At 70.4% G+C, this 26,346-nt stretch carries 26 protein-coding genes; 18 read left to right on the top strand and 8 right to left on the bottom strand.

Annotated features, from left to right (window positions below):
- Positions 1-3: 3 nt before the first annotated feature.
- Complete coding sequence (gene tal / locus AC3IYJ_RS10320; RefSeq protein WP_489401007.1) at positions 4-1,122, bottom strand: transaldolase; 1,119 nt, start codon at positions 1,120-1,122, stop codon at positions 4-6.
- A gap of 35 nt (positions 1,123-1,157) precedes the next feature.
- Positions 1,158-3,245 (bottom strand): transketolase, encoded by a 2,088-nt coding sequence (tkt, locus tag AC3IYJ_RS10315; protein WP_489401006.1) that lies wholly within the window; start codon positions 3,243-3,245, stop codon positions 1,158-1,160.
- Between the two features lie 270 nt (positions 3,246-3,515).
- On the opposite strand from tkt, the gene AC3IYJ_RS10310 reads away from it, so the two are divergent.
- The 3 genes from AC3IYJ_RS10310 (at position 3,516) to AC3IYJ_RS10300 (ending at position 6,194) form a co-directional block, all read left to right on the top strand.
- A complete protein-coding gene (locus tag AC3IYJ_RS10310) occupies positions 3,516-4,463 on the top strand; it encodes a heme o synthase (protein ID WP_489401005.1) in 948 nt (315 codons plus the stop codon).
- A 69-nt stretch (positions 4,464-4,532) separates the two neighbouring features.
- Positions 4,533-4,883, top strand: coding sequence for a hypothetical protein (locus AC3IYJ_RS10305; RefSeq protein WP_489401004.1), 351 nt, complete (start codon positions 4,533-4,535; stop codon positions 4,881-4,883).
- A gap of 210 nt (positions 4,884-5,093) precedes the next feature.
- Positions 5,094-6,194 (top strand): amidohydrolase family protein, encoded by a 1,101-nt coding sequence (locus AC3IYJ_RS10300; protein ID WP_489401003.1) that lies wholly within the window; start codon positions 5,094-5,096, stop codon positions 6,192-6,194.
- A gap of 4 nt (positions 6,195-6,198) precedes the next feature.
- On the opposite strand, the gene AC3IYJ_RS10295 is transcribed toward AC3IYJ_RS10300, so the two are convergent.
- The 4 genes from AC3IYJ_RS10295 to AC3IYJ_RS10280 form a co-directional block, all read right to left on the bottom strand.
- Complete coding sequence (locus tag AC3IYJ_RS10295; RefSeq protein ID WP_489401002.1) at positions 6,199-7,188, bottom strand: COX15/CtaA family protein; 990 nt, start codon at positions 7,186-7,188, stop codon at positions 6,199-6,201.
- A 4-nt stretch (positions 7,189-7,192) separates the two neighbouring features.
- The gene (locus AC3IYJ_RS10290; RefSeq protein ID WP_489401001.1) at positions 7,193-8,329 is read right to left on the bottom strand and encodes a hypothetical protein; all 1,137 of its coding nucleotides are present in this window, start codon (positions 8,327-8,329) and stop codon (positions 7,193-7,195) included.
- A gap of 80 nt (positions 8,330-8,409) precedes the next feature.
- Complete coding sequence (locus AC3IYJ_RS10285; protein WP_489401000.1) at positions 8,410-9,177, bottom strand: ABC transporter permease; 768 nt, start codon at positions 9,175-9,177, stop codon at positions 8,410-8,412.
- On the bottom strand, positions 9,174-10,100 hold the full coding sequence (locus AC3IYJ_RS10280) for an ABC transporter ATP-binding protein (protein ID WP_489400999.1): 927 nt from the start codon (positions 10,098-10,100) through the stop codon (positions 9,174-9,176). Before AC3IYJ_RS10280 ends, AC3IYJ_RS10285 begins: the two co-directional genes overlap by 4 nt.
- A gap of 133 nt (positions 10,101-10,233) precedes the next feature.
- Between AC3IYJ_RS10280 and AC3IYJ_RS10275 the strand changes: the two genes are divergently transcribed.
- The 11 genes from AC3IYJ_RS10275 to AC3IYJ_RS10225 all read left to right on the top strand — a co-directional run bounded on the left by AC3IYJ_RS10275 (position 10,234) and on the right by AC3IYJ_RS10225 (position 20,731).
- Complete coding sequence (locus AC3IYJ_RS10275) at positions 10,234-11,025, top strand: formate/nitrite transporter family protein (protein WP_489400998.1); 792 nt, start codon at positions 10,234-10,236, stop codon at positions 11,023-11,025.
- A 119-nt stretch (positions 11,026-11,144) separates the two neighbouring features.
- On the top strand, positions 11,145-11,906 hold the full coding sequence (locus AC3IYJ_RS10270) for a helix-turn-helix transcriptional regulator (RefSeq protein WP_489400997.1): 762 nt from the start codon (positions 11,145-11,147) through the stop codon (positions 11,904-11,906).
- Positions 11,903-13,318, top strand: a complete 1,416-nt coding sequence (gene sufB / locus AC3IYJ_RS10265; protein WP_382979579.1) for a Fe-S cluster assembly protein SufB — start codon at positions 11,903-11,905, stop codon at positions 13,316-13,318. Before AC3IYJ_RS10270 ends, sufB begins: the two co-directional genes overlap by 4 nt.
- Before the next feature lie 59 nt (positions 13,319-13,377).
- Positions 13,378-14,556 (top strand): Fe-S cluster assembly protein SufD, encoded by a 1,179-nt coding sequence (gene sufD, locus AC3IYJ_RS10260; protein ID WP_489400996.1) that lies wholly within the window; start codon positions 13,378-13,380, stop codon positions 14,554-14,556.
- Complete coding sequence (locus AC3IYJ_RS10255; protein ID WP_489400995.1) at positions 14,556-14,885, top strand: bifunctional 3-phenylpropionate/cinnamic acid dioxygenase ferredoxin subunit; 330 nt, start codon at positions 14,556-14,558, stop codon at positions 14,883-14,885. Before sufD ends, AC3IYJ_RS10255 begins: the two co-directional genes overlap by 1 nt.
- Before the next feature lie 7 nt (positions 14,886-14,892).
- Entirely contained in the window at positions 14,893-15,660 is a 768-nt protein-coding gene (gene sufC / locus AC3IYJ_RS10250; protein WP_266876885.1) for a Fe-S cluster assembly ATPase SufC, read from the top strand.
- Complete coding sequence (locus AC3IYJ_RS10245) at positions 15,657-16,913, top strand: cysteine desulfurase (RefSeq protein ID WP_330295773.1); 1,257 nt, start codon at positions 15,657-15,659, stop codon at positions 16,911-16,913. Before sufC ends, AC3IYJ_RS10245 begins: the two co-directional genes overlap by 4 nt.
- A gap of 43 nt (positions 16,914-16,956) precedes the next feature.
- On the top strand, positions 16,957-17,418 hold the full coding sequence (sufU, locus tag AC3IYJ_RS10240; RefSeq protein ID WP_384652633.1) for a Fe-S cluster assembly sulfur transfer protein SufU: 462 nt from the start codon (positions 16,957-16,959) through the stop codon (positions 17,416-17,418).
- Positions 17,415-17,759 carry a metal-sulfur cluster assembly factor gene (locus AC3IYJ_RS10235; protein WP_073913993.1) on the top strand — a complete coding sequence of 115 codons (345 nt, stop codon included), beginning with the start codon at positions 17,415-17,417 and terminating at the stop codon, positions 17,757-17,759. The genes sufU and AC3IYJ_RS10235 overlap by 4 nt, the downstream gene beginning before the upstream one ends.
- Before the next feature lie 174 nt (positions 17,760-17,933).
- Positions 17,934-19,361, top strand: a complete 1,428-nt coding sequence (locus AC3IYJ_RS10230) for a hypothetical protein (RefSeq protein ID WP_489400994.1) — start codon at positions 17,934-17,936, stop codon at positions 19,359-19,361.
- Entirely contained in the window at positions 19,358-20,731 is a 1,374-nt protein-coding gene (locus tag AC3IYJ_RS10225; RefSeq protein ID WP_489400993.1) for a DUF3616 domain-containing protein, read from the top strand. Before AC3IYJ_RS10230 ends, AC3IYJ_RS10225 begins: the two co-directional genes overlap by 4 nt.
- Before the next feature lie 19 nt (positions 20,732-20,750).
- Here the strand turns inward: AC3IYJ_RS10225 and AC3IYJ_RS10220 are convergent, their stop codons facing one another.
- On the bottom strand, positions 20,751-21,626 hold the full coding sequence (locus AC3IYJ_RS10220) for a hypothetical protein (RefSeq protein ID WP_489400992.1): 876 nt from the start codon (positions 21,624-21,626) through the stop codon (positions 20,751-20,753).
- 111 nt (positions 21,627-21,737) lie between these two features.
- On the opposite strand from AC3IYJ_RS10220, the gene AC3IYJ_RS10215 reads away from it, so the two are divergent.
- The gene (locus tag AC3IYJ_RS10215) at positions 21,738-22,061 is read left to right on the top strand and encodes a DMT family transporter (RefSeq protein WP_330295769.1); all 324 of its coding nucleotides are present in this window, start codon (positions 21,738-21,740) and stop codon (positions 22,059-22,061) included.
- Positions 22,061-22,567 carry a TetR/AcrR family transcriptional regulator gene (locus tag AC3IYJ_RS10210; RefSeq protein ID WP_489400991.1) on the top strand — a complete coding sequence of 169 codons (507 nt, stop codon included), beginning with the start codon at positions 22,061-22,063 and terminating at the stop codon, positions 22,565-22,567. The genes AC3IYJ_RS10215 and AC3IYJ_RS10210 overlap by 1 nt, the downstream gene beginning before the upstream one ends.
- Positions 22,568-22,606: 39 nt before the next feature.
- On the opposite strand, the gene AC3IYJ_RS10205 is transcribed toward AC3IYJ_RS10210, so the two are convergent.
- Positions 22,607-23,479 (bottom strand): winged helix-turn-helix transcriptional regulator, encoded by an 873-nt coding sequence (locus AC3IYJ_RS10205; protein WP_489400990.1) that lies wholly within the window; start codon positions 23,477-23,479, stop codon positions 22,607-22,609.
- A gap of 235 nt (positions 23,480-23,714) precedes the next feature.
- On the opposite strand from AC3IYJ_RS10205, the gene AC3IYJ_RS10200 reads away from it, so the two are divergent.
- Together AC3IYJ_RS10200 and AC3IYJ_RS10195 are read left to right on the top strand one after the other, a co-directional pair.
- Positions 23,715-24,920 (top strand): IS110 family RNA-guided transposase, encoded by a 1,206-nt coding sequence (locus tag AC3IYJ_RS10200; protein ID WP_489399227.1) that lies wholly within the window; start codon positions 23,715-23,717, stop codon positions 24,918-24,920.
- Between the two features lie 147 nt (positions 24,921-25,067).
- Entirely contained in the window at positions 25,068-26,345 is a 1,278-nt protein-coding gene (locus AC3IYJ_RS10195) for an MFS transporter (RefSeq protein WP_489402766.1), read from the top strand.
- Position 26,346: the final 1 nt, after the last annotated feature.

The raw sequence follows: 26,346 nt of genomic DNA, 5'->3' as shown, positions 1-26,346 counted from the left end.
TGTTCAGGCCTCCGTGGGGGCGAGGCGCTCGAGCTCCGCCTCGGTGGACTTCAGCAGGTCGTTCCAGGACACCGCGAACTTCTCGACGCCCTCGTCTTCGAGCAGCTGCACCACATCGTCGTACGAAATGCCCAGCTTCGCGACCGCTTCGAGCTCTTCGCGCGACTGGTCGTAGGTGCCGCGGATGGTGTCACCGGACACCACGCCGTGGTCGGCGGTGGCTTCCAGGGTGCCTTCCGGCATGGTGTTGACCGTGCCGGGGGCGACCAGGTCCACCACGTACAGGGTGTCCTTGTATGCCGGGTCCTTGACGCCGGTCGAGGCCCACAGCGGACGCTGCTTGTTGGCGTGCGCCTTGTCCAGGGCGGCCCAGCGCTCGGTGGAGAAGACCTCTTCGAAGGCCTCGTAGGCCAGACGGGCGTTGGCGAGCGCCGCCTTGCCCTTGAGGGCCTTGGCCTCGTCGGTGCCGATGGCGTCCAGGCGCTTGTCGATCTCGGAGTCCACGCGGGACACGAAGAAGGAGGCGACGGAGTGGATCTTGGAGAGGTCCAGGCCCGCGGCCTTCGCCTTCTCCAGGCCCGCCACGTACGCGTCCATGACCTCGCGGTAGCGCTCCAGCGAGAAGATCAGCGTGACGTTGACGCTGATGCCCTTGCCGATGACCTCGGTGATCGCCGGCAGGCCGGCCTTGGTCGCCGGGATCTTGATCAGCGTGTTCGGGCGGTCCACCAGCCAGGCGAGCTGCTTGGCCTCGGCGACGGTCGCCACGGTGTTGTGGGCCAGCCGGGGGTCGACCTCGATCGAGACCCGGCCGTCCTGGCCCTCGGTCGAGTCGTAGACCGGGCGCAGGATGTCGGCGGCGTCGCGGACGTCCGCCGTGGTGATCATGCGGATCGCCTCTTCGACGGTGACCTTGCGGGCGGCCAGGTCGGCGAGCTGCTGCCCGTACCCCTCGCCGCCGCTGATCGCCTTCTGGAAGATCGCCGGGTTGGTGGTGACACCGACCACGTGCTGCTGGTCGATGAGCTCGGCCAGGTTTCCGGACGTGATCCGCTTGCGGGACAGGTCGTCCAGCCAGATCGCCACGCCCTCGTCGGAAAGGCGCTTCAGTGCGTCTGTCATGGGAATTGCATCTCCTACTGGTCTGGGTACGGTCGTCAGCGCGCGGCGGCGGCGAGCGACTCGCGGGCGGCGGCGGTCACGGCCTCGGCGGTCAGGCCGAACTCGCGGTACAGCACGGCACCGTCGGCCGAGGCACCGAAGTGCTCCAGCGAGACGATCCGGCCGGCGTCGCCGACGTAGCGGTGCCAGGTCAGGCCGATGCCGGCCTCGACGGCGACACGCGCCTTGACCGAGGGCGGCAGGACGCTGTCCTTGTACTCCTGGGTCTGCTCCTCGAACCACTCGACGGAGGGCATCGAGACCACGCGGGCCGGGACGCCCTCGGCCTGCAGCGCCTCGCGGGCGGCGACGGCGAGCTGGACCTCGGAGCCGGTGCCGATGAGCACGACCTGGGCGGGGCCGCCCTCAGCCTCGAAGAGCACGTACCCGCCCTTGGCGGCGTCCTCGTTGCGGTCGTACGTCGGCACGCCCTGGCGGGTCAGCGCCAGACCGTGCGGGGCGCCCTTGCCGAACACCTTGGTGTGACGCTTGAGGATCTCGCGCCAGGCGATGGCGGTCTCGTTCGCGTCGGCCGGACGGACCACGTTCAGGCCCGGGATGGCGCGCAGCGAGGCGACGTGCTCGACCGGCTGGTGGGTCGGGCCGTCCTCGCCGAGGCCGATGGAGTCGTGCGTCCACACGTAGGTGACCGGCACGTGCATCAGCGCGGACAGGCGTACGGCGTTGCGCATGTAGTCGGAGAACACCAGGAAGGTGCCGCCGTAGATGCGGGTGTGGCCGTGCAGCGCGATGCCGTTCATGGCCGCGGCCATGGCGTGCTCGCGGATGCCGAAGTGGATGGTGCGGCCGTACGGGTCGGCCTCCGGCAGCGGGTTGCCCACCGGCAGGAACGAGGAGTTCTTGTCGATGGTGGTGTTGTTGGAGCCGGCCAGGTCGGCCGAGCCGCCCCACAGCTCCGGGATGACCGCGCCGAGCGCTTCGAGGACCTTGCCGGAGGCCGCGCGGGTGGCGACGCCCTTGCCGGTCTCGAAGACGGGGAGCTTGTCCTCCCAGCCGGCGGGCAGCTCGTTGGCGTTGATGCGGTCGAACTCGGCGGCGCGCTCCGGGTTGGCGGTGCGCCAGGCGGAGAACTCCTTCTCCCAGGCGGCCTTGGCCTCGCGGCCGCGGTCCAGCGCCTTGCGGGTGTGCTCGATGACCGCGTCGGAGACCTCGAAGGTCTGCTCCGGGTCGAAGCCGAGCACACGCTTGGTGGCGGCGACCTCGTCGTTGCCGAGGGCCGAGCCGTGCGAGGCCTCGGTGCCCTGGGCGTGCGGGGCCGGCCAGGCGATGATCGAGCGGGCCGCGATGAAGGAGGGGCGCTCCGTCTCGGCCTTGGCGGCCTGCAGGGCCTCGAACAGGGCCTTCGGGTCGAGGTCGCCGTTGGGCTGCTGGGCCACGCGCTGGACGTGCCAGCCGTACGCCTCGTAGCGCGCGATGGTGTCCTCGGAGACGGCCGTCTCCGTGTCACCCTCGATGGAGATGTGGTTGTCGTCCCACAGGAGCACCAGGTTGCCGAGCTTCTGGTGGCCGGCGAGCGCGGACGCCTCGTGGGAGATGCCCTCCTGGAGGCAGCCGTCGCCCGCGATCGCGTAGATCATGTGGTCGAACGGGGAGGCGCCCTGGGGGGCCTCGGGGTCGAACAGGCCGCGCTCGTAGCGGGCGGCCATGGCCATGCCCACCGCGTTGGCGATGCCCTGGCCGAGCGGGCCCGTGGTGGTCTCCACGCCCGCGGTGTGGCCGTACTCCGGGTGGCCTGGGGTCTTGGAACCCCAGGTGCGGAAGGCCTTCAGGTCATCCAGCTCGAGGCCGAAACCGGCCAGGTACAGCTGGGTGTAGAGAGTCAGGGACGAGTGCCCCGCGGAGAGCACGAAACGGTCGCGACCGACCCACTCCGGGTCCGCCGGGTCGTGTCGCATCACCTTCTGGAAGAGGGTGTATGCGACGGGGGCCAGGCTCATCGCCGTACCGGGGTGGCCGTTACCGACCTTCTGGACCGCGTCCGCGGCCAGGATCCGGGCGGTGTCGACAGCACGCTGGTCCAGATCGGTCCAGTCGAGCTCTGTAGTCGTCGGCTTGGTGCTCACCGTTGGTCAGGGCTCCTCTCCACATGTCTAAGTCCCGGTGACGAACGGCGCACCGGCTCGATTCCGAGCCTACCCCCGCCACGGCGTGCAGCTATTCGAGTACCCACTGTCCGTTCATTGCGTCTGAGCGCCGATCGGACCAACACGAGGTGACCCCCGCGCAGGGCGAGGTAAGAGCAACGTCTAGAGTGGCTTGGTACGCGCAAGCCTTTACCGGACCTTCATCTTCGAGGGGACCGAGTCGGATGCTTGCTGGATTCTCTGTCAGGGGTGTGCGTGACGGCCGTCGAATCCCGTCCAGCGGGGGTGCTCGGGACGAGCCCCGGTCACCGGCCGTTCGGGGCCCGGGTCATGGCTTTCGTGGCGCTGACCAAGCCGCGGATCATCGAGCTTCTGCTCATCACGACCGTGCCGGTGATGTTCCTCGCCGAGCAGGGCGTTCCTTCGCTGTGGCTGGTTCTCGCGACCTGCTTCGGCGGCTACCTGTCCGCGGGCGGCGCCAACGCGCTCAACATGTACATCGACCGCGACATCGACGCGTTGATGGACCGGACCGCCGGCCGCCCGCTGGTGACCGGCATGGTCAGCCCCCGCGAATGCCTGGCCTTCGGCATCGGCCTCGGCGTGGTCTCCACGCTCTTCTTCGGCCTGCTGATCAACTGGCTGTCGGCCGCGCTCTCCCTCGGCGCGCTCCTCTTCTACGTCGTCGTCTACACGATGCTGCTGAAGCGGCGCACCTCCCAGAACATCGTCTGGGGCGGGATCGCCGGTTGCATGCCGGTTCTCATCGGATGGTCGGCGGTCAAGAACGAGGTCTCCTGGGCCGCGGTCATCCTCTTCCTCGTCATCTTCTTCTGGACGCCGCCGCACTACTGGCCGCTGTCGATGAAGGTGAAGGACGACTACGCGCGGGTCGGCGTGCCGATGCTGCCGGTCGTGGCGGGCAACAAGGCCGTGGCCAAGCAGATCGTCCTCTACAGCTGGGTGATGGTGGCGGTCTCGCTGCTGCTGACCCCGCTCGGCTACACCGGATGGTTCTACACCTCGGTGGCGCTGCTGGCGGGCGGCTGGTGGCTGTGGGAGGCGCACGCGCTCAACGCGCGGGCCAAGGCGGGGCTGGCGGGCGCGAAGCTCAAGGAGATGCGGCTGTTCCACTGGTCGATCACCTACGTGTCGCTGCTCTTCGTCGCCGTCGCCGTGGATCCCTTCCTCCGCTGATGCTTCCTCCGGTTGCACTTCCTCCATTTATGCTTCCTCTGTTTACTACCCACCGGTAGCATGCCTTCCATGGCAGACACCGAGGAGACCGCGAACACGGCGGACAAGAGGCAGGACCGCAGGGCCGCGAAGCTGGCCAAGCAGATCGGCGCGTTCGCCAAGCAGCACGGCGGCGCCGAGGGCCAGCTCGCGCACATCGGCCAGGCGGGCACCCGGATCGTCCTCGTCGGCACGGACGGCGGCTGGGGCGACCTGGTGGCCCCGGCGTACGACACCGCGAAGCTCGCGGCCGAGAAGGCCGGGCTGACCCTTCACGAGGAGTTCGACGGCGAGTTCGCCGCGCGCGTGAAGACCGGTCCGTACGAGTGGACCCGCATGGCGGGCATGCAGCTGGGCGGAACGCCGAACCCGGTGGCCTAGGCGGGCAGCGATCGCCGGGGGTGCGGGTCAAAACCTGACGGTTTGTAGGGAATGGCCGGTTCCGCGCGGAACATTGGCTTGAAGAGCGCGGTCGTGGCCGACTTTGGCCGCGTCACCCTCTCGGTCAACAGCCCGAGCAACACCTCACACCCCGCTCACCCGTTAGGACGTGTGGAAGCCCCTTCCTCACGTCCGCAACGGGATGCCCGGATGATCGAAACGCCGCCCCTGGTGGACCAGTACTGCCAGGGAGTGCTCCGCACGGAGCTGGGCCTCGCCACCTTCGAGGCCCAGCTGATCCACTCGGCCGGCCCGCCCGCCGCCGGCACCACCTTCTTCGACACCCAGACCGGCTTCGCCCTGCGCCGCTGGCGCCCGCCGCTGCTCGGGCTGGAGCCGCACTGCACCCCGGCCCGCTACCTCGCCCGGCGGCGCGAACTGGGCGCCGCCGAGTCGGCACGCAGACTGCTGCGCGGCTCCGGGGTCGGCGCCCGGCTGGTCGACACCGGGGTGCCCGGGGACCTCACCGGGCCCAAGGAACTGGCCCTGGCCGGCGATGCCGAGACCTTCGAACTGGTCCGGCTGGAACTGCTGGCCGAGCAGGCCGCCGACACCTCCGGGACCGCCGGAGCCTTCCTCGTCAACCTCGCCGAGGCCGTCCACCACGCCGCGGCGGTGGCCGTGGCCTTCACCTGCGGACCCGAGGCCGGCTACCCGGCAGCCCTCGCGCGCTCGGCCGAGCCGCCGGATCCGGGCGAGGTGCGCGGGGCCGCCGGGCGGTGGCTGGCCGGACGGGCCAGGGGCGGCGCCGTACGCGACCCCGTACTCCTGCGGCACCTGCTGTGGAGCGCGGTCGCTTCCGGGCTGCCGCTCCAGCTGCACGTGGGCGGGGGAGCGGGTGGGCCGGGGCCGCTGACGGAGTTCGTACGGGCGACCGCGGGCCTGGGAACGCGGCTGGTCCTGCTCGGGGGATACCCGTACCACCGGCAGGCCGCACGGCTGGCGGCGGCCTTCCCGCACGTCCACGCCGAACTGGGAACGGCGCTGGGACAGTCGGGGGCGCGGGCGGCCGGGGTGCTGGCCGAGTCCCTGGAGACCGCCCCCTTCGGCAAGCTGATGTTCGCCGGAGGCGGGCGGCAGCTGGCCGAACTGCACGCGGTGGGCGCACTGGTCTTCCGGGAGGCGCTGGGCCGGGTCCTGGGCGGCTGGGTCGCCGACGGGTCCTGGTCCTGGAGGGACGCGGAACGGGTGGCGGCGATGGTCGCGGCGGGCAATGCCCGCCGCGTCTACCGGCTGGACGAACGGAACTGACGGATCAGACCGTGGCCAGGCGGGCGTCGCCCTGGGCCGGGATGCCGGCCTGCTCGGACGGGCGCTCGCGCAGGCTCAGTGCGACCCGGAGCACCGAGATCCACACCAGGCAGGAGCCGAACATGTGGGCGGCGACCAGGGCCTCGGGGACCTTGGTGAAGTACTGGACGTAGCCGATGCCGCCCTGGGCGATCAGCACGATCAGCAGGTCCCGGGCGCGCGCCCGGGTGTCGGTCGGGGCGTCGACCACGCGCAGCACCAGCCACATCGCGACGGCGAGCGCGCACACCAGCCAGGCGGAGACCGCGTGGACGTGGGCGGTCGTCGACCAGTCGAACGGCATCCGCTTGATCTCGCTGCTGTCGCCGGCGTGCGGGCCGGACCCGGTGACCACGGTGCCCGCCGCGACCAGCACGACGGTGGCCGCGACCAGGGCCCACGACAGCTTGCGCACGGGGGACGGGACGCGCGGCCGGGCGGGGCCGTCGCCCTCGCGGGTGCGCTGCCAGGTGATCGTCGTCACGGTGATCAGCGAGGTGGCGAGCATGAAGTGCCCGGCCACGCTGTAGGGGTTGAGCCCCGTCAGGACGGTGATGCCGCCGAGTACCGCGTTGCCCATCACGATGGCGAACTGGAGCCAGCCCAGCCGGGTCACCGAGCGGCGCCACGGCTTGGCGCAGCGGGCCGCGGTGATCGCCCAGCCAACGGCCGCGCAGAGCACGTAGGTCAGCATGCGGTTGCCGAACTCGATGGCGCCGTGGAAGCCCTGCGCCTGGGTGACGATCAGGCTGTCGCTCGTGCACTTGGGCCAGGTGTCGCAGCCGAGACCGGAGCCGGTCAGCCGCACCGCGCCGCCGGTGACGACGATGACGACGCTCATGAGCACCGCTGCGAAGGCGGCCCGCTGGACGGTCCGGGGTGACGGGGTCCAGCGGCGGGCGAGGTATGCGAGAGGGGTCAACACGGCCCTTATCGTACGCGGACCCTTGTGCAAAGTTTCACGAGGGGGTGGCGGCTGGTGCGTCGGGGCCGAACGTCCGCCTGAACCGGGCGCCTGCGGGGTCGCCTTCCGCGTGCCACCAGACGCGGATCCGCCAATGCGCCCCGTCGCCCGGGTAGTCGGACGAGGCCGCGAAGCGGTGTACCAATTCGTCCACTACGTCCTTGGCTGTCCTGTTCCTTACTTCTGCCCCGCTGCGCCAGGGATGTGACGTGACGTTCCACAGTCCGTCGGAGCCGCGGACCTCGATGCGCCACACCGCGACCCAGGGGGTGACCTCCAGCATCGTGCGGACCTGATCGCCCTCCAGGCGCAGCCGGGCGGCGATCTCCGGCTCGTCGACCCCCTGGATCCGGGCGGCCACCACGGCCTGGGGCAGCAGCCGTTCGGGCAGCAGGCCCCGCGCGCGAAGATTCACGAGGGAGGCGAACGTCAGGAACCGCAGCCGCAGTTCGAGCTGGCGCCCGATGTGGTCCAGGGCCTCCTCGGCCTCCTGGGACCCCTCCGGTCCGGGATCGGCGAGCAGCAGCCGGCGGAAGGAGCCCTCGGCGTCCACCGCCCAGGCCACCGAGTCCTCGGCCATGCCCAGCTCCGAGAGCCGGTCCCCGAGGAAGACCTTCGCCTGGGCCAGGCCCCGCTGATTGACCGGGTCCTCCTGGTCCAGCCCCGCCCATACCTCCACGGCGCCGCGCGTCAGGTCCCGGGCCCGCTCGCCGGCGGCCCGCTCCATGGCGCTCGGCCCGCTCTCGGCTCCCGGACCGAGGGGATGCAGGGGCAGCCGCTCCCGGTCGCTGAGCGGCCAGGACAGCCAGACCCCCTGGTTGATCAGGCCCCGGGCGTACCAGCGGGCGTACTCGGGGGAGTGTCCGGCGGCCTGCTGCGAGAACCGCAGCCCCTCCTCGATGGCGGCCAGGGCTCCGCCGCGGTCCCCGTCGGCGAAGCGGCGGGCCGCCAGATCGCTCAGGCGCAGACCCAGCCGGGCCGCGCACTCGGCATCGCCGCGGGCCGGCTCGCGCAGTGCGCCGATCAGCTCGGCCAGCAGGGCATCGGCCTCCGCGGGCTCCGCCTGCGCGGCGCCCGACCTGATCCGTGCCCACTGTTCGTCCAGCCGCAGAACGGCCTCCCGCTGCGCCATGCCCGCCCCCCGGCGTCTGTGGTGCGCTGTCGTGTGGAGGTGGTCATCCTCCCGCCCGCACAACGCTCAGGGGAAGGGATTCACTCCCAGCGGAAGAACCGCGCGGCGGCGCCCAGGCCGAGCACGGCCCAGCCGGCCAGGATCGCCGCGTCGCCCCAGGGCAGCGCGGCCCCGTGCTGGAGCACCTCGCGCAGCCCGTCGGAGAGCGCGGAGATCGGCAGCAGCCCGAGAACGGACCGCACCGCGTCCGGGAACTTCTCCAGCGGCACGATCACCCCGCCGCCGACCAGCAGCAGCAGGAAGACCAGGTTGGCCGCGGCCAGGGTGGCCTCCGCCCTGAGCGTGCCCGCCATGAGCAGGCCGAGCCCCGAGAAGGCGGCGGTGCCCAGCAGGATCAGCAGGGCGGCGGACAGCGGGTTCCCGTGCGGGGACCAGCCCAGCGCGAAGGCGATCACGGTCAGCAGCGCGATCTGGAGCACCTCGGTGACCAGCACGGACAGCGTCTTGGCCGCCATCAGCGCCCAGCGCGGCAGCGGGGAGGCCCCCAGCCGCTTGAGGACCCCGTAGCGGCGGTCGAAGCCGGTGGCGATGGCCTGGCCGGTGAACGCGGTGGACATCACGGCCAGCGCCAGGATGCCGGGGGCGAGGAAGTCCACGGACTTCCCGGCACCCGTGTCCACGATGTCCACGGCCGAGAACAGCACCAGCAGCAGCGAGGGGATGATCACGGTCAGCAGCAGCTGCTCGCCGTTGCGCAGCATCATCCGCGTCTCCAGCGCGGTCTGCGCGAGGATCATGCGGGACACGGGCGCGGCCCCCGGGTTCGGGGTGAACGTACCGGCGCTCATGCGCGCAGCTCCTTACCGGTGAGCTCGAGGAAGACGTCTTCGAGAGTGTGGCGTTCCACCGTGAGGCTGTCCGGCATCACCCCGTGCTGGGCGCACCAGGAGGCGACGGTGGCGAGCAGCTGGGGGTGGACCTCGCCGGCGACCCGGTAGACGCCGGGGGTGAGCTCGGCGGCTTGGGTGCCGTCGGGCAGCGCCTTCAGCAGCGAGGCCAGGTCGAGGGCGGGGCGGCCGGTGAATCGCAGGGTGTTCTCGGCGCCGCCGCGGCACAGCTGGTCGGGGCTGCCGTGGGCGATGACCTTGCCGGCGTCGATGATGGCCACCTCGTCGGCGAGCTGCTCGGCCTCGTCCATGTGGTGGGTGGTGAGTACGACGGACACCCCGTCGGCGCGCAGCTCCCGTACGAGGTCCCAGGTCGCTCGGCGGGCCTGCGGGTCGAGGCCGGCGGTCGGCTCGTCCAGGAAGGCCAGCTCGGGGCGGCCCACCACGGCCATGGCCAGGGCCAGGCGCTGCTGCTGGCCGCCGGAGAGCCGGCGGTAGGCGGTGCGGCCGCAGCCGCCGAGGCCGAGGCGTTCCACCAGGGCGTCCACGTCCAGGGGGTCGGCGTAGAGCTTGGCCATGTGGGTGAGCATCTCGACGGCGCGGGCGCCGGAGTAGACGCCGCCGGACTGGAGCATCACGCCGATGCGCGGGCGCAGGGCTTCGGCCCGGGTGACGGGGTCGAGGCCGAGGACGCGGACGGATCCGGCGTCGGGGCGGCGGTAGCCCTCGCAGGTTTCCACAGTGGTCGTCTTGCCCGCGCCGTTGGGACCAAGGACTGCGGTGACCGAGGCCCTGCGGACGGTGAGGTCCAGGCCGTCCACCGCTGTTTTGGGGCCGTACCGCTTCACCAGTCCGCGGATTTCCACGGCGGGGTCGTTGCTCATGGGGGTTGAGTCTACGGAGCGGGAGGAGGCCGCCGGGGCGGGGTCGTAGGTCCCGGCCCCGCAGGGTCGTGTACCTGCGCATTCATGACTTTTTCGGCCGTTGGGGGGAGGGGCGCGGGCCTAACGTCGAATGGTGAACAGCATCGCTCAGAACGTCGAAGCCACCTCGGGGCAGGCCGAGCACAAGGCCCACGACCTTGCTCATCCGCCGCGATACTTCGTCTCGGCGATGCTCGCGGGCGCCTACATCGGCATCGGGGAGGTACTGCTCCTCGTCGCGATCTCGCCGTTCGTGGCCAAGGGCTCGGCGGCCGTGAAGCTGCTGGAGGGCGCGGTCTTCCCGATAGCCCTGACCATCGTGATGTTCGCCGGCGCCCAGCTCTTCACCAGCAATGTGATGGTCATGCTGGTCGGCGCCCTGTCGGGGCGGACCGGGCCCAGGGACCTGGTCGTGTCCTGGGTGCTCTCGCTGGCGGGGAACCTGGCGGGGGCCTTCGCCTTCGGCGCGATGGTGCACGCCTCGGGCGTGACCTCCTCGCCCTCCGCCCGGGCCATGCTGACCGAGATGGTGCACGGGAAGATGGAGCTCGGCGGCGGGCAGCTGTTCTGGCGCGCGGTGCTCTGCAACATGCTCGTCTGCCTGGCCATCTGGATGTTCACCCGGGCCCGCGGCGATGCGGCCAAGATTTTCGTCCTGTGGCTGCCCGTGGCCGTATTCGTTGCCGTCGGATTCGAACACTGTGTAGCGAACATGGCTCTTTTCAGCCTCGCGATCCTGGACGGCTCAGCCGGATTCGGTGATCTTTTCCGGAATCTGATGTTCACCGTGCCGGGGAACGTCGTGGGCGGAGGATTGCTGGTGGGAGCCGTTTACTGGTTCACCGGAGGGGCCCTGCGCGAAGACGGACGGTCTGCTTCCGCATAACGCTCCGTGGATAAATAAGGTAACCCTTAGTGATGGAGGCCACCAGGAGTGGCCTCCATCACCGCTTGTCGCCCGCCGGTTAATTACGCAACAATGGCGTTGTGAAATACGGCGAACGGATGAGCGAGGCCCCCCAGGGCGAACTCGCGACCGGGGAGCGGTCAACCCGCAACCGGGTCGCGCGGTCGATCCTGGACCACGGTCCCTCCACTGTCGCCGACCTCGCCCAGCGCCTCGGCCTCACCCAGGCCGCCGTCCGCCGCCACCTCGACACGCTCGTCGCCGACGACGTGGTCGAACCCCGTGAGCAGCGTGTGTACGGCGCGCGCACCCGGGGTCGGCCCGCCAAGGTCTTCGCGCTGACCGCCTGCGGACGCGACGCCTTCGACCAGTCCTACGACTCGCTCGCCGCGGACGCCATGCGCTGGATCGCGCAGGCCGCCGGCGGCGGCGAGCAGGGGGCGGCGGCGATCGCCGCCTTCGCCAAGGCGAGGCTGGCTGCACAGGCGGAGACCTACCGCGAGACGGTGGAGGCGGCCGACCCCGCGGACCGGACCGAGGCCCTTGCCAGGGCGTTGACCGGAGACGGGTACGCTGCTACGGCGAAGAGCGCTCCCGGTCCGCACAGCGGTGAACAGCTCTGCCAGCACCACTGCCCGGTGGCACACGTCGCCGAACAGTTCCCGCAGCTCTGCGAGGCGGAGACCGAGGTCTTCTCCCGCCTGCTCGGGACGCATGTGCAGCGTCTCGCCACGATCGCCCACGGCGACGGGGTGTGCACGACGTTCATTCCGCGCAGCGGAAGCGGCGCCGGTGCCGCAGGCGCCGCACAGACCAACACATCAGTATCTGCAAGTACGGCCGGGAGGAACCCCGCATGACCACGGAGACTGCTCACCCTGAGCTCGATGGCCTGGGCACCTACGAATACGGATGGGCCGACTCCGACGCGGCCGGTGCGGTCGCCAAGCGGGGCCTGTCCGAAGAGGTCGTCCGCGACATCTCGGCGAAGAAGTCCGAGCCGGAGTGGATGCTGAACCTCCGCCTCAAGGGCCTCAAGCTGTTCGGCAAGAAGCCCATGCCCAACTGGGGCTCCGACCTCTCGGGCATCGACTTCGACAACATCAAGTACTTCGTGCGCTCCACCGAGAAGCAGGCCGCTTCCTGGGAGGACCTGCCGGAGGACATCAAGAACACGTACGACAAGCTCGGCATCCCCGAGGCGGAGAAGCAGCGCCTCGTCGCCGGTGTCGCGGCCCAGTACGAGTCCGAGGTCGTCTACCACCAGATCCGTGAGGACCTGGAGGAGCAGGGCGTCATCTTCCTCGACACGGACACCGCGCTCAAGGAGCACCCGGAGCTCTTCCAGGAGTACTTCGGCACGGTCATCCCGGTCGGCGACAACAAGTTCGCCTCGCTGAACACCGCCGTGTGGTCGGGCGGCTCGTTCATCTACGTCCCCAAGGGCGTCAAGGTCGACATCCCGCTCCAGGCCTACTTCCGCATCAACACGGAGAACATGGGCCAGTTCGAGCGGACGCTGATCATCGTGGACGAGGACGCCTACGTCCACTACGTCGAGGGCTGCACCGCCCCGATCTACTCCTCGGACTCCCTGCACAGCGCCGTGGTCGAGATCATCGTGAAGAAGGGCGGCCGCTGCCGCTACACGACGATCCAGAACTGGTCGAACAACGTCTACAACCTGGTCACCAAGCGCGCCGTGGCGTACGAGGGCGCGACCATGGAGTGGATCGACGGCAACATCGGTTCCAAGGTCACCATGAAGTACCCGGCCGTGTACCTGATGGGCGAGCACGCCAAGGGCGAGACCCTGTCGATCGCCTTCGCGGGCGAGGGCCAGCACCAGGACGCCGGCTCCAAGATGGTCCACATGGCGCCGAACACCTCCTCCAACATCGTCTCCAAGTCGGTGGCGCGAGGCGGCGGCCGCACCTCCTACCGAGGCCTGGTCGAGATCGGCGAGGGCGCCCACGGCTCCAAGTCGAACGTGCTCTGCGACGCGCTCCTGGTCGACACCATCTCCCGCTCGGACACCTACCCCTACGTGGACGTCCGCGAGGACGACGTGTCCATGGGCCACGAGGCCACCGTCTCCAAGGTCTCCGACGACCAGCTCTTCTACCTGATGAGCCGCGGTCTGACGGAGTTCGAGGCCATGGCGATGATCGTGCGCGGCTTCGTCGAGCCGATCGCCCGTGAGCTCCCGATGGAGTACGCGCTGGAGCTGAACCGGCTGATCGAGCTGCAGATGGAGGGCTCGGTCGGTTAATCCCGACCCGCCCGAAGTCCCACAGCAGATTCTTTAAGGAAGAGAGCAACACGACAGCCATGGCTGAGGCTCAGAACATTCCGGCGGGTTCGACCACCGCCGGCGCGATCGCGGTGGCCGCCGAGTCCACCGTCGCCACCCGGATGAGTGCCCCCCCGTCCTTCGACGTGGCGGACTTCCCCGTGCCCCACGGGCGCGAGGAGGAGTGGCGCTTCACGCCGCTCGCCCGCCTCAAGGGCCTGCACGACGGCACCGCGGTCGCCAACGGCACCATGAAGGCCCAGATCGACGCGCCCGAGGGCGTCACGGTCGAGTCCGTGGAGCGCGGCGACGCGCGCATCGGCAAGGCCGGCACCCCGGTGGACCGGATCGCCGCCCAGGCGTTCTCGTCCTTCGCCAAGGCCACGGTCGTCACCGTGCCCAAGGAGGCCGTCCTGACCGAGCCCGTGCGCGTCTCGCTGCACGGCGAGGGCGGCACGACCTTCGGCCACACCGTCTTCGACGTCCAGGCGTTCGCCGAGGCCGTCATCGTCATCGACCACACCGGTGACGGCGTGCGCGCCGCCAACGTCGACTTCCTCGTCGGCGACGGCGCCAAGCTCACCGTCGTGTCCGTGCAGGACTGGGACGACACCGCCGTCCACTGCTCCCAGCACAACGCGCTGGTCGGCCGCGACGCGACCTTCAAGTCGATCATCGTCACCTTCGGCGGCGACGTCGTCCGCCTGCACCCGCGCGTGAACTACGCGGGCCCCGGCGGCGAGGCCGAGCTCCTCGGCCTGTACTTCACGGACGCCGGTCAGCACCAGGAGCACCGCCTCCTGGTCGACCACAAGGCCCCGCACTGCAAGTCGCACGTGGTCTACAAGGGTGCACTGCAGGGCGAAGGCGCCCACGCGGTCTGGATCGGTGACGTCCTCATCGAGAAGACCGCCGAGGGCACCGACACCTACGAGATGAACCGCAACCTCGTCCTCACGGACGGCGCGCGGGTCGACTCCGTGCCGAACCTGGAGATCGAGACCGGCGAGATCGTCGGCGCCGGCCACGCCTCCGCGACCGGCCGCTTCGACGACGAGCAGCTCTTCTACCTCCAGTCGAGGGGTATCCCTGCCGACGAGGCCCGCCGCCTGGTCGTGCGCGGCTTCTTCGCCGAGCTCGTCCAGCAGATCGGTGTCGACGACATCGAGGAGCGCCTGCTCTCCAAGATCGAGACCGAGCTCCAGGGTTCCGTCTGATGACGTATCTCAAGGCTTGTGCGCTGAGCGAGCTCGAGGAGAACACCCCCAAGCGGGTGGAACTCGACGGCACGCCGGTGTCCATCGTCTCCACCGAGGGGGAGGTGTTCGCGATCAACGACATCTGCTCGCACGCGAACGTCTCGCTCTCGGAGGGCGAGGTCGAGGACTGCATGATCGAGTGCTGGCTGCACGGGTCGGCCTTCGACCTGCGCACCGGCAAGCCCTCGGGTCTGCCCGCGACGCGCCCCGTACCCGTATACCCCGTAAAGATCGATGGGGGCAGCGTCCTTGTTGACGTACGCGCCTCCCTCACCCAGGAGTCCTGAGGTATCCATGGCAACGCTTGAAATCCACGACCTGCACGTCTCCGTCGAGGCCGAGAACGGCGCCCGCGAGATCCTCAAGGGCGTCGAGCTCACCATCAAGCAGGGTGAGACGCACGCCATCATGGGTCCGAACGGCTCTGGCAAGTCCACCCTGGCGTACGCGCTCGCCGGTCACCCGAAGTACACCATCACCAAGGGCACCGTGACCCTGGACGGCGAAGACGTCCTGGAGATGTCCGTCGACGAGCGCGCCCGCGCCGGCATGTTCCTCGCGATGCAGTACCCGGTCGAGATCCCCGGCGTCTCGGTCTCCAACTTCCTGCGCACCTCGGCCACCGCCATCCGAGGCGAGGCGCCGAAGCTGCGCACCTGGGTGAAGGAGGTCAAGTCCGCGATGGAGCAGCTCCAGATGGACACGGCCTTCGCCGAGCGCAACGTCAACGAGGGCTTCTCCGGCGGTGAGAAGAAGCGCCACGAGATCCTGCAGCTGGAGCTCCTGAAGCCGAAGATCGCGATCCTCGACGAGACCGACTCCGGCCTCGACGTCGACGCCCTGCGCCAGGTCTCCGAGGGCGTCAACCGCGTCCACGCGACCGGCGACACCGGCACCCTGCTGATCACGCACTACACGCGGATCCTCCGTTACATCAAGCCCGACTTCGTCCACGTCTTCTCCGAGGGCCGCATCGTCGAGTCCGGCGGCGCCGAACTCGCCGACAAGCTGGAGGCCGAAGGCTACGAGTCGTACAGCACGAAGGGTGGCGCGACCGCGTGACACAGCTGCCTGGCCTCCTCGACATCGAGGCGATCCGCAAGGACTTCCCCCTTCTGGATCGTGTGGTCCACGACGGGAAGAAGATCGTTTACCTGGACAACGCTGCGACCTCGCAGAAGCCGCGCCAGGTGCTCGACGCGCTGAACGAGTACTACGAGCAGCACAACGCCAACGTCCACCGTGGCGTGCACGTGCTCGCCGAGGAGGCCACGGCGCTGTACGAGGGCGCTCGCGACAAGGTCGCCGCCTTCATCAACGCGCCGAGCCGCAACGAGGTGATCTTCACCAAGAACGCCTCGGAGTCGCTCAACCTGGTCGCGAACATGCTCGGCTGGGCGGACGAGCCCTACCGGGTCGACCGCGAGACCGAGATCGCCATCACGGAGATGGAGCACCACTCCAACATCGTCCCGTGGCAGCTGCTCTCGCAGCGCACCGGCGCGAAGCTGAAGTGGTTCGGCCTGACCGACGACGGCCGGCTCGACCTGTCCAACATCGAAGAGGTCATCACGGAGAAGACGAAGATCGTCTCCTTCACGCTGGTCTCCAACATCATGGGCACGGTCAACCCGACCGAGGCGATCGTCCGGCGCGCGCAGGAGGTCGGCGCCCTGGTGCTGATCGACGCCTCGCAGGCCGCTCCGCACATGCCGCTGGACGTCCAGGCGCTCGGCGCGGACTTCGTGGCCTTCACCGGCCACAAGATGTGCGGTCCGACCGGCATCGGCGTCCTGTGGGGCCGCCAGGAGCTGCTCGAGGACCTGCCGCCCTTCCTGGGCGGCGGCGAGATGATCGAAACCGTCTCGATGCACTCCTCGACGTACGCCCCGGCGCCCCACAAGTTCGAGGCGGGCACGCCCCCGATCGCCCAGGCCGTCGGCCTCGGCGCGGCCGTGGACTACCTGACCGCGATCGGGATGGACAAGATCGCCGCTCACGAGCACGCGATCACGGAGTACGCGATCAAGCGGCTCGCGGAGGTTCCGGACCTGCGCATCATCGGCCCGACCACGGCCGAGGACCGCGGCGCCGCGATCTCCTTCGTGCTCGGTGACATCCACCCGCACGACGTCGGCCAGGTACTGGACGAGCAGGGCATCGCGGTCCGCGTGGGTCACCACTGCGCCCGCCCGGTCTGCCTCCGGTACGGAATTCCGGCGACGACGCGAGCGTCTTTCTATCTGTACTCCTCTCCGGCCGAGGTCGACGCACTGGTCGACGGGCTGGAGCACGTACGGAACTTCTTCGGCTGAGTCGGCCGGTGAAGAGGGTGGCGACGAAGGCGACGAGGGCGCAGTGAAGCTGGAATCCATGTACCAGGAACTGATCCTGGACCACTACAAGCACCCGCGCGGGCGTGGCCTGCGCGACGGCGACGCCGAGGTGCACCACGTCAATCCGACGTGCGGCGACGAGATCACGCTGCGCGTGAAGTACGACGGCGAGACGCTCACCGACATCTCGTACGAGGGCCAGGGCTGCTCCATCAGCCAGGCGGGCGCGTCGATCCTGAACGAGCTGCTCGTCGGCAAGGAGCTGGCCGAGGCGCAGAAGATCCAGGCCGTGTTCCTGGAGCTGATGCAGTCCAAGGGCAAGATCGAGCCCGACGAGGCCATGGAGGAGGTGCTGGAGGACGCGGTCGCGTTCGCCGGTGTCTCCAAGTATCCGGCGCGGGTGAAGTGTGCTCTGCTGAGCTGGATGGCGTGGAAGGACGCGACCGCCCAGGCACTGGGCGACGCCGAGAGGAAGACGGCATGACCGAGAACGCGACGCCCGAGGCGTCCATCAAGCCGGCCACCGAGGAAGAGGTCCGCGAGGCCCTCTACGACGTGGTCGACCCCGAGCTGGGCATCGACGTCGTCAACCTGGGCCTGATCTACGGCATCCACGTCGACGACGCGAACATCGCCACCCTCGACATGACCCTCACCTCGGCGGCCTGCCCGCTGACGGACGTCATCGAGGACCAGGCGAAGTCGGCGACGGACGGCATCGTCAGCGAACTGCGCATCAACTGGGTCTGGATGCCGCCGTGGGGCCCGGACAAGATCACGGACGATGGTCGCGAGCAGCTGCGCGCGCTCGGTTTCAACGTCTGAGACGACCGGTCGGCGCACCTTGAGCGCTGAGTGAACAGATGACCCCCGGCACGGGTGTGCCGGGGGTCCGCTGTTTTCCCGGAGGACCGATCGTGTGCACCGGGAGTTGGCCACGGTGGCCGAATCTTCTCGACGGCCGTCAGAAACACGACGGCGCACACGAGAGGACCATCCGTGACCGTTCGCGTTTCACCGGCGCACCGCAGGGGTGCCGTGGGAGCTGCCGGGGCCGCAGCCGTGCTCGTCGCCGGGCTGGCCGTGCCCGCGTACGCCGCGCAGGAAGCAGCGGCCGTACCGACCATCGTGCTCTCCGCGGCACACCTGACCGGGGCCGTCGACGCGATCGGTGACCCCGGGGTCGCCGTGGACGTCGCACAGGACGGGATACCCGCCGCCTTCCTCAAGGTCGACGTGGTCTCCTCCAGCAACCCGGCGGTCGCCCGCCCCGGCGACGTGACCTTCCGCCGCACCGGCCACGGCGGCGGCCGCGAGCTGACCGTCCACCCGCGCGGTCGCGGCTACACCGACCTGACGCTCCGGGTGACCGGCCGCGGCGGCAGGACGGCCACGGCCACCCTCTCCTACGCGGCTTCGGCGCGCGTGGGCACCGGGGTCCTCGGCACCCGCTACCTCACCGGCTCCGCCGACTCCTCGGCCGCCGTGGACGCCGGTGGCGGTTACGTGCTGGTCGCCGACGACGAGACCAACGTGCTGCGCCTGTACGACCGTTCCCGCTCGGGCGCCCCGGTCAAGACCTGGGACCTCGGCGCCGCGCTCGGCGCCAAGAAGGAAGTCGACATCGAGGCCGCGGCCCGGGTCGGCGACACCGTCTACTGGACGGGCTCGCTGGGCAACAACAAGGACGGCAAGTACAAGGCCGACCGCAACACCGTCTTCACCACCAGGCTCACCGGGACGGGCGCGGCCACCGAGGTCGTCTTCGGCTCCGCCTACAAGGGCCTGCGCGAGGACCTGATCGCCTGGGACACGGCGAACGGGAACTGCTACGGCTTCGCCGCCGGTACGGCGGCCGGCCGGATCCCCAAGAGCATCGACGGTTTCAACGTGGAGGGCCTGGAGTTCGCCCCGGGCTCCACGACCACCGCCTACCTGGGCTTCCGTGCCCCGCTGGCTCCGGCGGTGCCGGGCGGCAAGGCGCTGATCGTTCCCGTCACCAACATCGACCAGGTCGTGGCCGGAGCGGCCAAGCCGGTCTTCGGCGCGGGCATCGAGCTGGACCTGGGCGGCCTGGCGATCCGTGACATCCGCAAGAACGCGGCCAACCAGTACCTGATCCTGGCCGGTTCCTGGGCGGCGGACGACAACTCCGACCCGTACGCGCTCTACCAGTGGGACGGCGTCGCCGGCCACGCCCCCGTCAAGCGGGCCGACCTGCCGACCACCGATCCCGGCGGCTGGGAAGCCGTGGTCGCCGTCCCCGACCTGCGGGTGCCCGGCGCCCGCGTACAGCTGATCACCGACAGCGGCTCCGCCGACCTGTACGGGGACGGCAAAGAGGCCAAGGACCTCACCTTCCCCGAGTGGAAGAAGTCCCGGTCCGCATGGTTCACGCTCGGCCCGATTCGTGGAGGACACCGATGAAGAAGAAGCAGCTCGGCATCGCCGGTATCGCGGCGTTGATGCTCGCCGCCGGCACGCCCCTCGTGTCCGCGCAGGCCGCGACCTACGGCACGCCGACCATCTCCCTGTCCGCCTCCTACCTCTCGGGCGCCGTCGGCGCCGTCGGTGACCCGACGGTGAACGTCACCGTGGCGCAGAGCGGCGCGGACGTCTCCGCCCTCACCGTCAGCGCCTCGGCCTCCAGCAAGACCTCGGTCGCCGGGACGGGCGACGTGACCGTCACCGGGGCCGGCGCCGTACGGGAGCTGGCCGTCACCGCGCGCGGCCGCGGCTACACCAACCTCACCGTCAAGGTGACCGGGCTGGGCGGCAAGACCGCCACCAAGACGCTGTACTACGCGGCCTCGCCCGCCGTGCAGAACCCGGCCGACGCCCGCTACTTCACCGGCGCCTCCGACTCCTCGGCCGCCGTGGACGTCGGCGGCGGCTACACGGTGGTCGCCGACGACGAGAACAACGTGCTGCGCCTGTACGACCGTTCCCGCTCGGCCGCGCCGGTCAGAACCTGGGACTTCAGCTCGCAGCTCGGTGTCACCAAGGAGGTGGACATCGAGGGGGCGACCCTGATCGGCAACACCATCTACTGGACGGGCTCGCTGGGCAACAACAAGGACGGCGAGTACAAGGCGCCCCGCAACACGGTGTTCACCACCACCCTGAGCGGCTCCGGCTCGACCACGCAGCTCGCGTACGGGCGCTCGTACACCAAGCTCCGCGACGACCTGGTGGCCTGGGACAAGGCGAACGGGAACCGCTACGGCTTCGCGGCGGGCACCGCGGCCGGTGAGGCGCCCAAGCAGATCGACGGTTTCAACGTGGAGGGCCTGGAGTTCGCCCCGGGCTCCACGACCACCGCCTACCTGGGCTTCCGCGCCCCGCTGGCCCCGGCGGTGCCGGGCGGCAAGGCGCTGATCGTGCCGGTGACCAACTTCGACAAGGTGCTCTCCAGCGGCGCCAAGGCCACCTTCGGCGCGGGCATCGAGCTCGACCTCGGTGGCCTGGCGATCCGTGACATCCGCAAGAACGCGGCCAACCAGTACCTGATCCTGGCCGGCTCGTGGGCGGCGGACGACAACTCCGACCCGTACACGCTCTACCAGTGGGACGGCGTCGCCGGCCACGCCCCCGTCAAGCGGGCCGACCTGCCGACCACCGACCCGGGCGGCTGGGAAGCCATCGTGGACGTCCCGGACCTGACGGTCGCGGGCGCGCGGGTCCAGCTCGTCACCGACAGCGGTTCCGCCGACCTGTACGGGGACGGGATCGAGGCCAAGGACCTCACCCACCCGGAGTGGAAGAAGGCGCGCGCGGCCTGGTTCACGCTGAACTGAACTGCGCCGAACTGAGGGCCTAGGCGGCCTCGGACCCCTTGGTGGGTCCGGCCGCCAGGTCCTCGCGGCGGATGCGCCGGTCCACGTAGAGCAGGCCGGCGGTGAGCTGCGGGAAGCAGAGCAGCAGGGTCTGCGCGACCATCCCGCCGAGTGCGGCGAGGGTCGCGCGGACCGGGCCGTCGTCGATCGCCGGGACCAGGCCGAGGGCGCCGGCGAAGGCGAACGGCAGCTGGGCCAGGTACGCCGCCGCGGCCGCGATCGCGGCGGCCAGGGCGGTGACGGCGAAGGTGCGCCACCAGGCCCCGCGCACCAGAGCGGCCGAGCTGCGCAGGGCGGCGACCGGGCCGAGGCCCTCGTACGCGGCGGCCGTGGGCGCCAGGACGAACAGGACCCCGAGTCCGAGCGCGACCGGGAGGGTGGCCGCCGCGAGCAGCGGCGGGAGCCCGGCGGCCAGGACGGCGGCGCCGGGGCCGGCGAGGGCGGTCAGGACCAGGAGCTGGGTGCCGAGCACCGCAGCCAGTCGGGGCCGCGCGGCGCGCAGCAGCGTACGGACGGCGGCGGGGCGGCCGAGTACCGCCTCGCGCAGTACGGCCGTGGACAGGGCGGTGGCCAGGGCCCAGGTCAGCAGTGTGGCCAGGGCCATGGCCGGGACCAGGACGGTGACGGGCCGCACGCCCAGCGCGAGGGCGCTGCCGGCGGCCGCGGCGACGAGCAGCAGGGCGCAGAGCTGGCCGGGGAACATGGCGGCGACGAGCCGGGAGCCGTGGCGGCCCAGGGCGGCGAAGGCGCCGCCGAGTATGTCGGTGGACTTCAGGGGCTGCGGGGCTGTCACCCCCGGTCCGGGCGGCTGCGGGGCCGGCCGGCCGCCGCCCCGGTGGGTCCACTGCTCGGCCATGCGGATCTCCCCTCGCCCGGTTGCGCGGACACCGTAGCGGCCGCGGGCGGGGATGTCCCGTGCACACACAGATGTGTACACCCGTACCCAACGATGTGTACAGTCGTACGCATGCCCTACGTACTGCTTGCCGCCGCGATCGCCGCCGAAGTCGCCGGGACCACCGCGATGAAGTTCAGCGAGGGCTTCACGAAGCTGTGGCCCTCGCTGATCACCCTGGCCGGGTACGTCATCGCCTTCTCGCTGCTCGCGCAGACGCTGAAGTCGATGTCCGTCGGCACGGCCTACGCGATCTGGGCGGGCGTCGGCACCGCGGCGATCGCCGCCATAGGCATGGTCTTCATGGGGGAGGCCGCGACGGCCGCGAAGATCGGCGGGATCGTGCTCGTGATCGCCGGGGTCGTCCTGCTGAACCTCGGCGGGGCGAGCCACTGATGGCCCGCCGGTACGACCCCGAGCGCAGGCAGCGCATCATCGACGCGGCGATCCGGGTGGTCGGCGCCAAGGGCATCGCGGGGCTGAGCCACCGCAGCGTGGCGGCGGAGGCGGACGTCCCGCTCGGGTCGACCACCTACCACTTCGCGACCCTGGACGACCTGCTCGTCGCCGCCCTGCGGCAGGCGAACGAGGCCTTCACGCCGGTGCTGGCCCCCGGGAGCGACCTGGCCCGGTCGCTGGCCCGGCTGCTGTCGGCGGACCGGGCTCGCGCGGAGCTGGAGTACGAGCTCTACCTGGCCGCCCTGCGCCGCCCGGCCCTGCGCCCGGTGGCGGCCGAATGGTGCGAGGCCGTCGCGCTGGCCCTGGCGGAGCGGGTGGACCCGGTCACCGCGCGGGCGGTGGTGGCGGTGATGGACGGGATCAGCCTCCAGGTGCTCCTGACCGGCGGGGAGTACGACGAGGCGTACGCGCGCGAGATCCTGGGGCGGGTGCTGCGGGGCTGAGCCGTCCCTGAGGGGCCTGGCGCCGGGCGCGAAGTCGGCCTAGCCCGCGCGGACCGCGGTCAGGGCGGCGGCCACGCTCGCCTCGATGTCCTGGATCGGGTACAGGACCTCGCGGACCGTCCGGTCGCGGTCCACCACCAGCGTCAGTCGCTTCAGCCGGCTGACGCCCCCGGCCCGGAAGGTGGGCAGGCGCAGTGCCGCCACGAGCCCCAGCTCCGCGTCCGACAGGAGGGGGAAGCGCAGTGCCTCCGCCTGTGCGAACTCCCGCTGCTCGTCCGGCCGTTGCGTCGACACCCCGTGCACCGTCGCACCCGCCGCGGTGAACTCCGCGAGCTGGTCCCGGTAGGTGCACGACTCCAGGGTGCATCCCCGGGCCCCGGGGATCCCGGCCCACCCCGGGGGGTAGGCATCGGCCCGCGCGTACGCGCCCGGGAAGCAGTACAGGACGGTGAACGGGGTGTCCGCCACCGGGTCGCGGAGCTCGCCGAAGCGGTCCGGCAGCATCAGCTCCGGCAGTCGGGTGCCGCGCAGCGCGTGGACCCGCGCCGCCTCCCGCGAGGCTTCTTGCGTGGTGGCCGTCATTTCTCCCTCTCCCAGGATCCAGGTGTCTCCCCAGTCCTGGAGGGCGACCAGGACCGGCAGCAGCGCGCGCCCGCGCGGGGACAGCCGGTACTCGTGCCGAACGGGGCGCTCCTGGTACGGCTCGCGGGTCAGTACCCCCGCCTCGACCAGCAGTTTCAGCCGCTCCGTCAGCACTTTCCGGGACATGCCCAGTTCGCGCTGGAACTCGTCGAAGCGGGCGACGCCGCGCGCGGCGTCCCGGACGATCAGCAGCGTCCACCAGTCGCCCACGACGTCGAGGGCCTGGGCGATGGAGCAGTCCGCGTCGTCGAGCTGCGTGCGCTGGGCCATGGCACTCTTTACGTTGTTGGTGGGTTGATTCCGGTCACTCGTAGGATCGGAAGACCCGGGGATGTCGGGTGTGGCTGTGGTTCTCCAGCCCAGTGGTGGCTTCAAAGGATTGGCCGCCCGGCATCCCGCGACGACTCGACCACTCATTGGGATGCGCGCGACAAGATCGCTTGGTAAGGACACGCTGGCGAGGTCGTCTGCTGGGACCGGTACTGGAACGACTTCGGAGGTGACCGTGCCCGAACTGTGGGCCGGAACAGACGCGGGCAAAGCCGAGCATCACTGCGTGGTGATCGACACCGACGGCCAGCGGAAGCTGTCGCGACGGGTCGCCAATGACGAGACCACACTGCTCAAACTGCTCGCCGACGTACTGGAGCTGAGCCAGGGTGAGCCGGTCACCTGGGCGATCGACCTCAATGCCGGCGGTGCCGCATTGATGATCGCCCTGCTGACCGACAACGGACAGCGGGTCCTCTACATCCCCGGCCGCACCGTCCACCACGCCTCCGGGTCCTACCGCGGCGACGGCAAGACGGACGCGAAGGACGCCTTCGTCATCGCGGACCAGGCGCGTATGCGCCGCGACCTGCAGACCATGCACCGCGGCGACGACATCGCCGTGGACCTGCGGATCCTCACCTCGCGACGTCTGGACCTGGCCGCCGACCGCACCAGGACGATCAACCGGATGCGGGCCCAGATGCTGGAGTACTTCCCCGCCCTGGAGCGGGCCTTCGACTACAGCACCTCGAAGGCATCCCTCGTGCTGCTGACCGGCTACCAGACCCCCGCGGCCCTGCGACGCATCGGAAAGAACCGTCTCGCCGAATGGCTGAAGAACCGCAAGGTCCGCAACTACAAACTCGTCGCGGACACGGCGATCGAGGCCGCCGAAGCCCAGCACACCGCTGTCGCCGGGGAGAAGCTGGCCGCAGTCGTCGTCGCCAAGCTCGCGAGGGAGGTGATGGCCCTCGATGAGGAGATCGCTGAGACCGATGCCCTGATCGAGGGCCGGTTTCGCGACCACCCACACGCCGAAGTCATCCTGAGCATGCCCGGCATCGGCCCGGTCCTGGCTGCGGAGTTCATCGCACACACCGGTGGCGACATGAGCGTCTTCGGCAGTCCCGACCGTCTCGCCGGCGTTTCCGGCCTGGCACCCGTCCCCAGGGACTCCGGACGGATCACCGGCAATATGCGCAGGCCACGGCGGTACTGCCGCCGCCTGCTGCGGGTCTTCTACATGTCCGCCCAGGTCGCCGCCCGATGCTGCCCCACCTCGAAAGCGTTCTACACGCGCAAACGAGCCGAGGGCAAGAACCACAGGCAGGCTGTCATCGCCCTCGCACGGCGCCGATTGAACGTTCTGTGGGCCCTCATACGCGACGGCCGAGCCTTCGAGATCACCGCACCGCCCAGCCCTGTCACGCTGGGATGAAACGCTCACAGTGCGCCACCGGGCGAGCTTGACAACTTCATTGGGAATCCTTTGTCCGTTGACCCGAGGCTGCCATGCTGACATGGTTAGTTCCCAAAGGGAACTCGCCAAGGGGACCCGCCGGGGAACACGGGGGACACGGGTGTGCTGCAAAGGTTCAAGGACGTACCGAGGGTTGTGCGGCTGCTGGCTGCGGGGATCTTCGTCAACGCCGTCGTCAGCTTCACCTTCGTCTTCGTCTTCCTCTACCTGACCGGCCCGCGCGGCCTCGGCGCCGCCCAGGCGGGCCTGGTCGTCGGCCTCGGCGGCGTCGGACTGGTCGCCGGGAACTTCACCGGCGGCTGGTACGGCGACCGCTTCGGTCACCGCCGCGTGCTGCTCACCGCTTCCGCGCTCGGCGGAGCCGCCCTCGTCGCCCTGCCGGCGGTCCCCACCGCCCTGCTGGCCCTCGTCCTGCCGGTGGCCCAGTACGCCTCCGGGGTGGTCCGCGCAGCCAACTCCGCGCTGGTCGCCGTCACCGTGGCGGAAGGCTCCCGGCGCCAGGCCTTCGCCCTCACCCGCTTCATGTCCAACGCCGGTTTCGCGGTGGGCTCACCGCTCGGAGCCCTCGTCGCGACCGCGTTCTCGTACGACTGGCTCTTCGTCGCGGACGGCCTCGGCACCCTCTTCTTCTCCTTCTGGACCGCCCGGGTCGTCCCGGCCGCGATGGCCACCACATCCTCCGCGGACCCCTCGGGGGCACCCTCCGCGGGCCCTTCCACGGCCCCTTCCGCGGCCCCGGACGGGGGTCTGGGCCGCGGGGGGCTGTGGCGGGAGCTGCGGGCGCGGCCCTCCGTGCTCGTCCTGCTCGGCGCGATCCTCGTCATCGACTTCGTCTACCGGCAGCACTACACGACCTTCCCGCTCTTCCTCGCGGACCACGGCCTGGACACCCGCGCGTACGGATGGCTCATCGCGATCAACGGCGGCGTCATCATGCTCCTGGAGATCCCGGCCGCGCTCGCCCTGCGCCGGCGCTCCCCGCTGCACATCATCGGCACCGGCCTGGTGCTGGTGGGCGGCGGCTACGCGGTGCTGATGCTGGGTGTCGGGATCGCGACCGCCGCCGCGATGATGGTGCTGCTCACCCTCGGCGAGATCCTCTACAAGACCACCGCCACGGCCTACGTCGCCGACGAGTCGCCGGAGCACGCCATCGGCCGCTTCCAGAGCCTGTACGCGGGGGTCTCCGTCAGCGGCGTCGTCCTCGCGGCGCCCCTCGGCGGAGCCCTGTACGACGCCGCGCCGGGCCTGCTGTGGCCGCTGTGCGCGGTACTCGGCGCGGCCGCCGGGGGGACCCTGCTGATCATGGGCGGGCTGGAGGTGCGGCGACGCGCCCGCCCGGCACATGAGACCGGTTCGCAACCGCAGGCCGTCGCCGGTTAGG

Source organism: Streptomyces sp. GL_140 (assembly GCF_057834465.1).
This window is presented reverse-complemented; position numbering and strand designations above follow the sequence as displayed.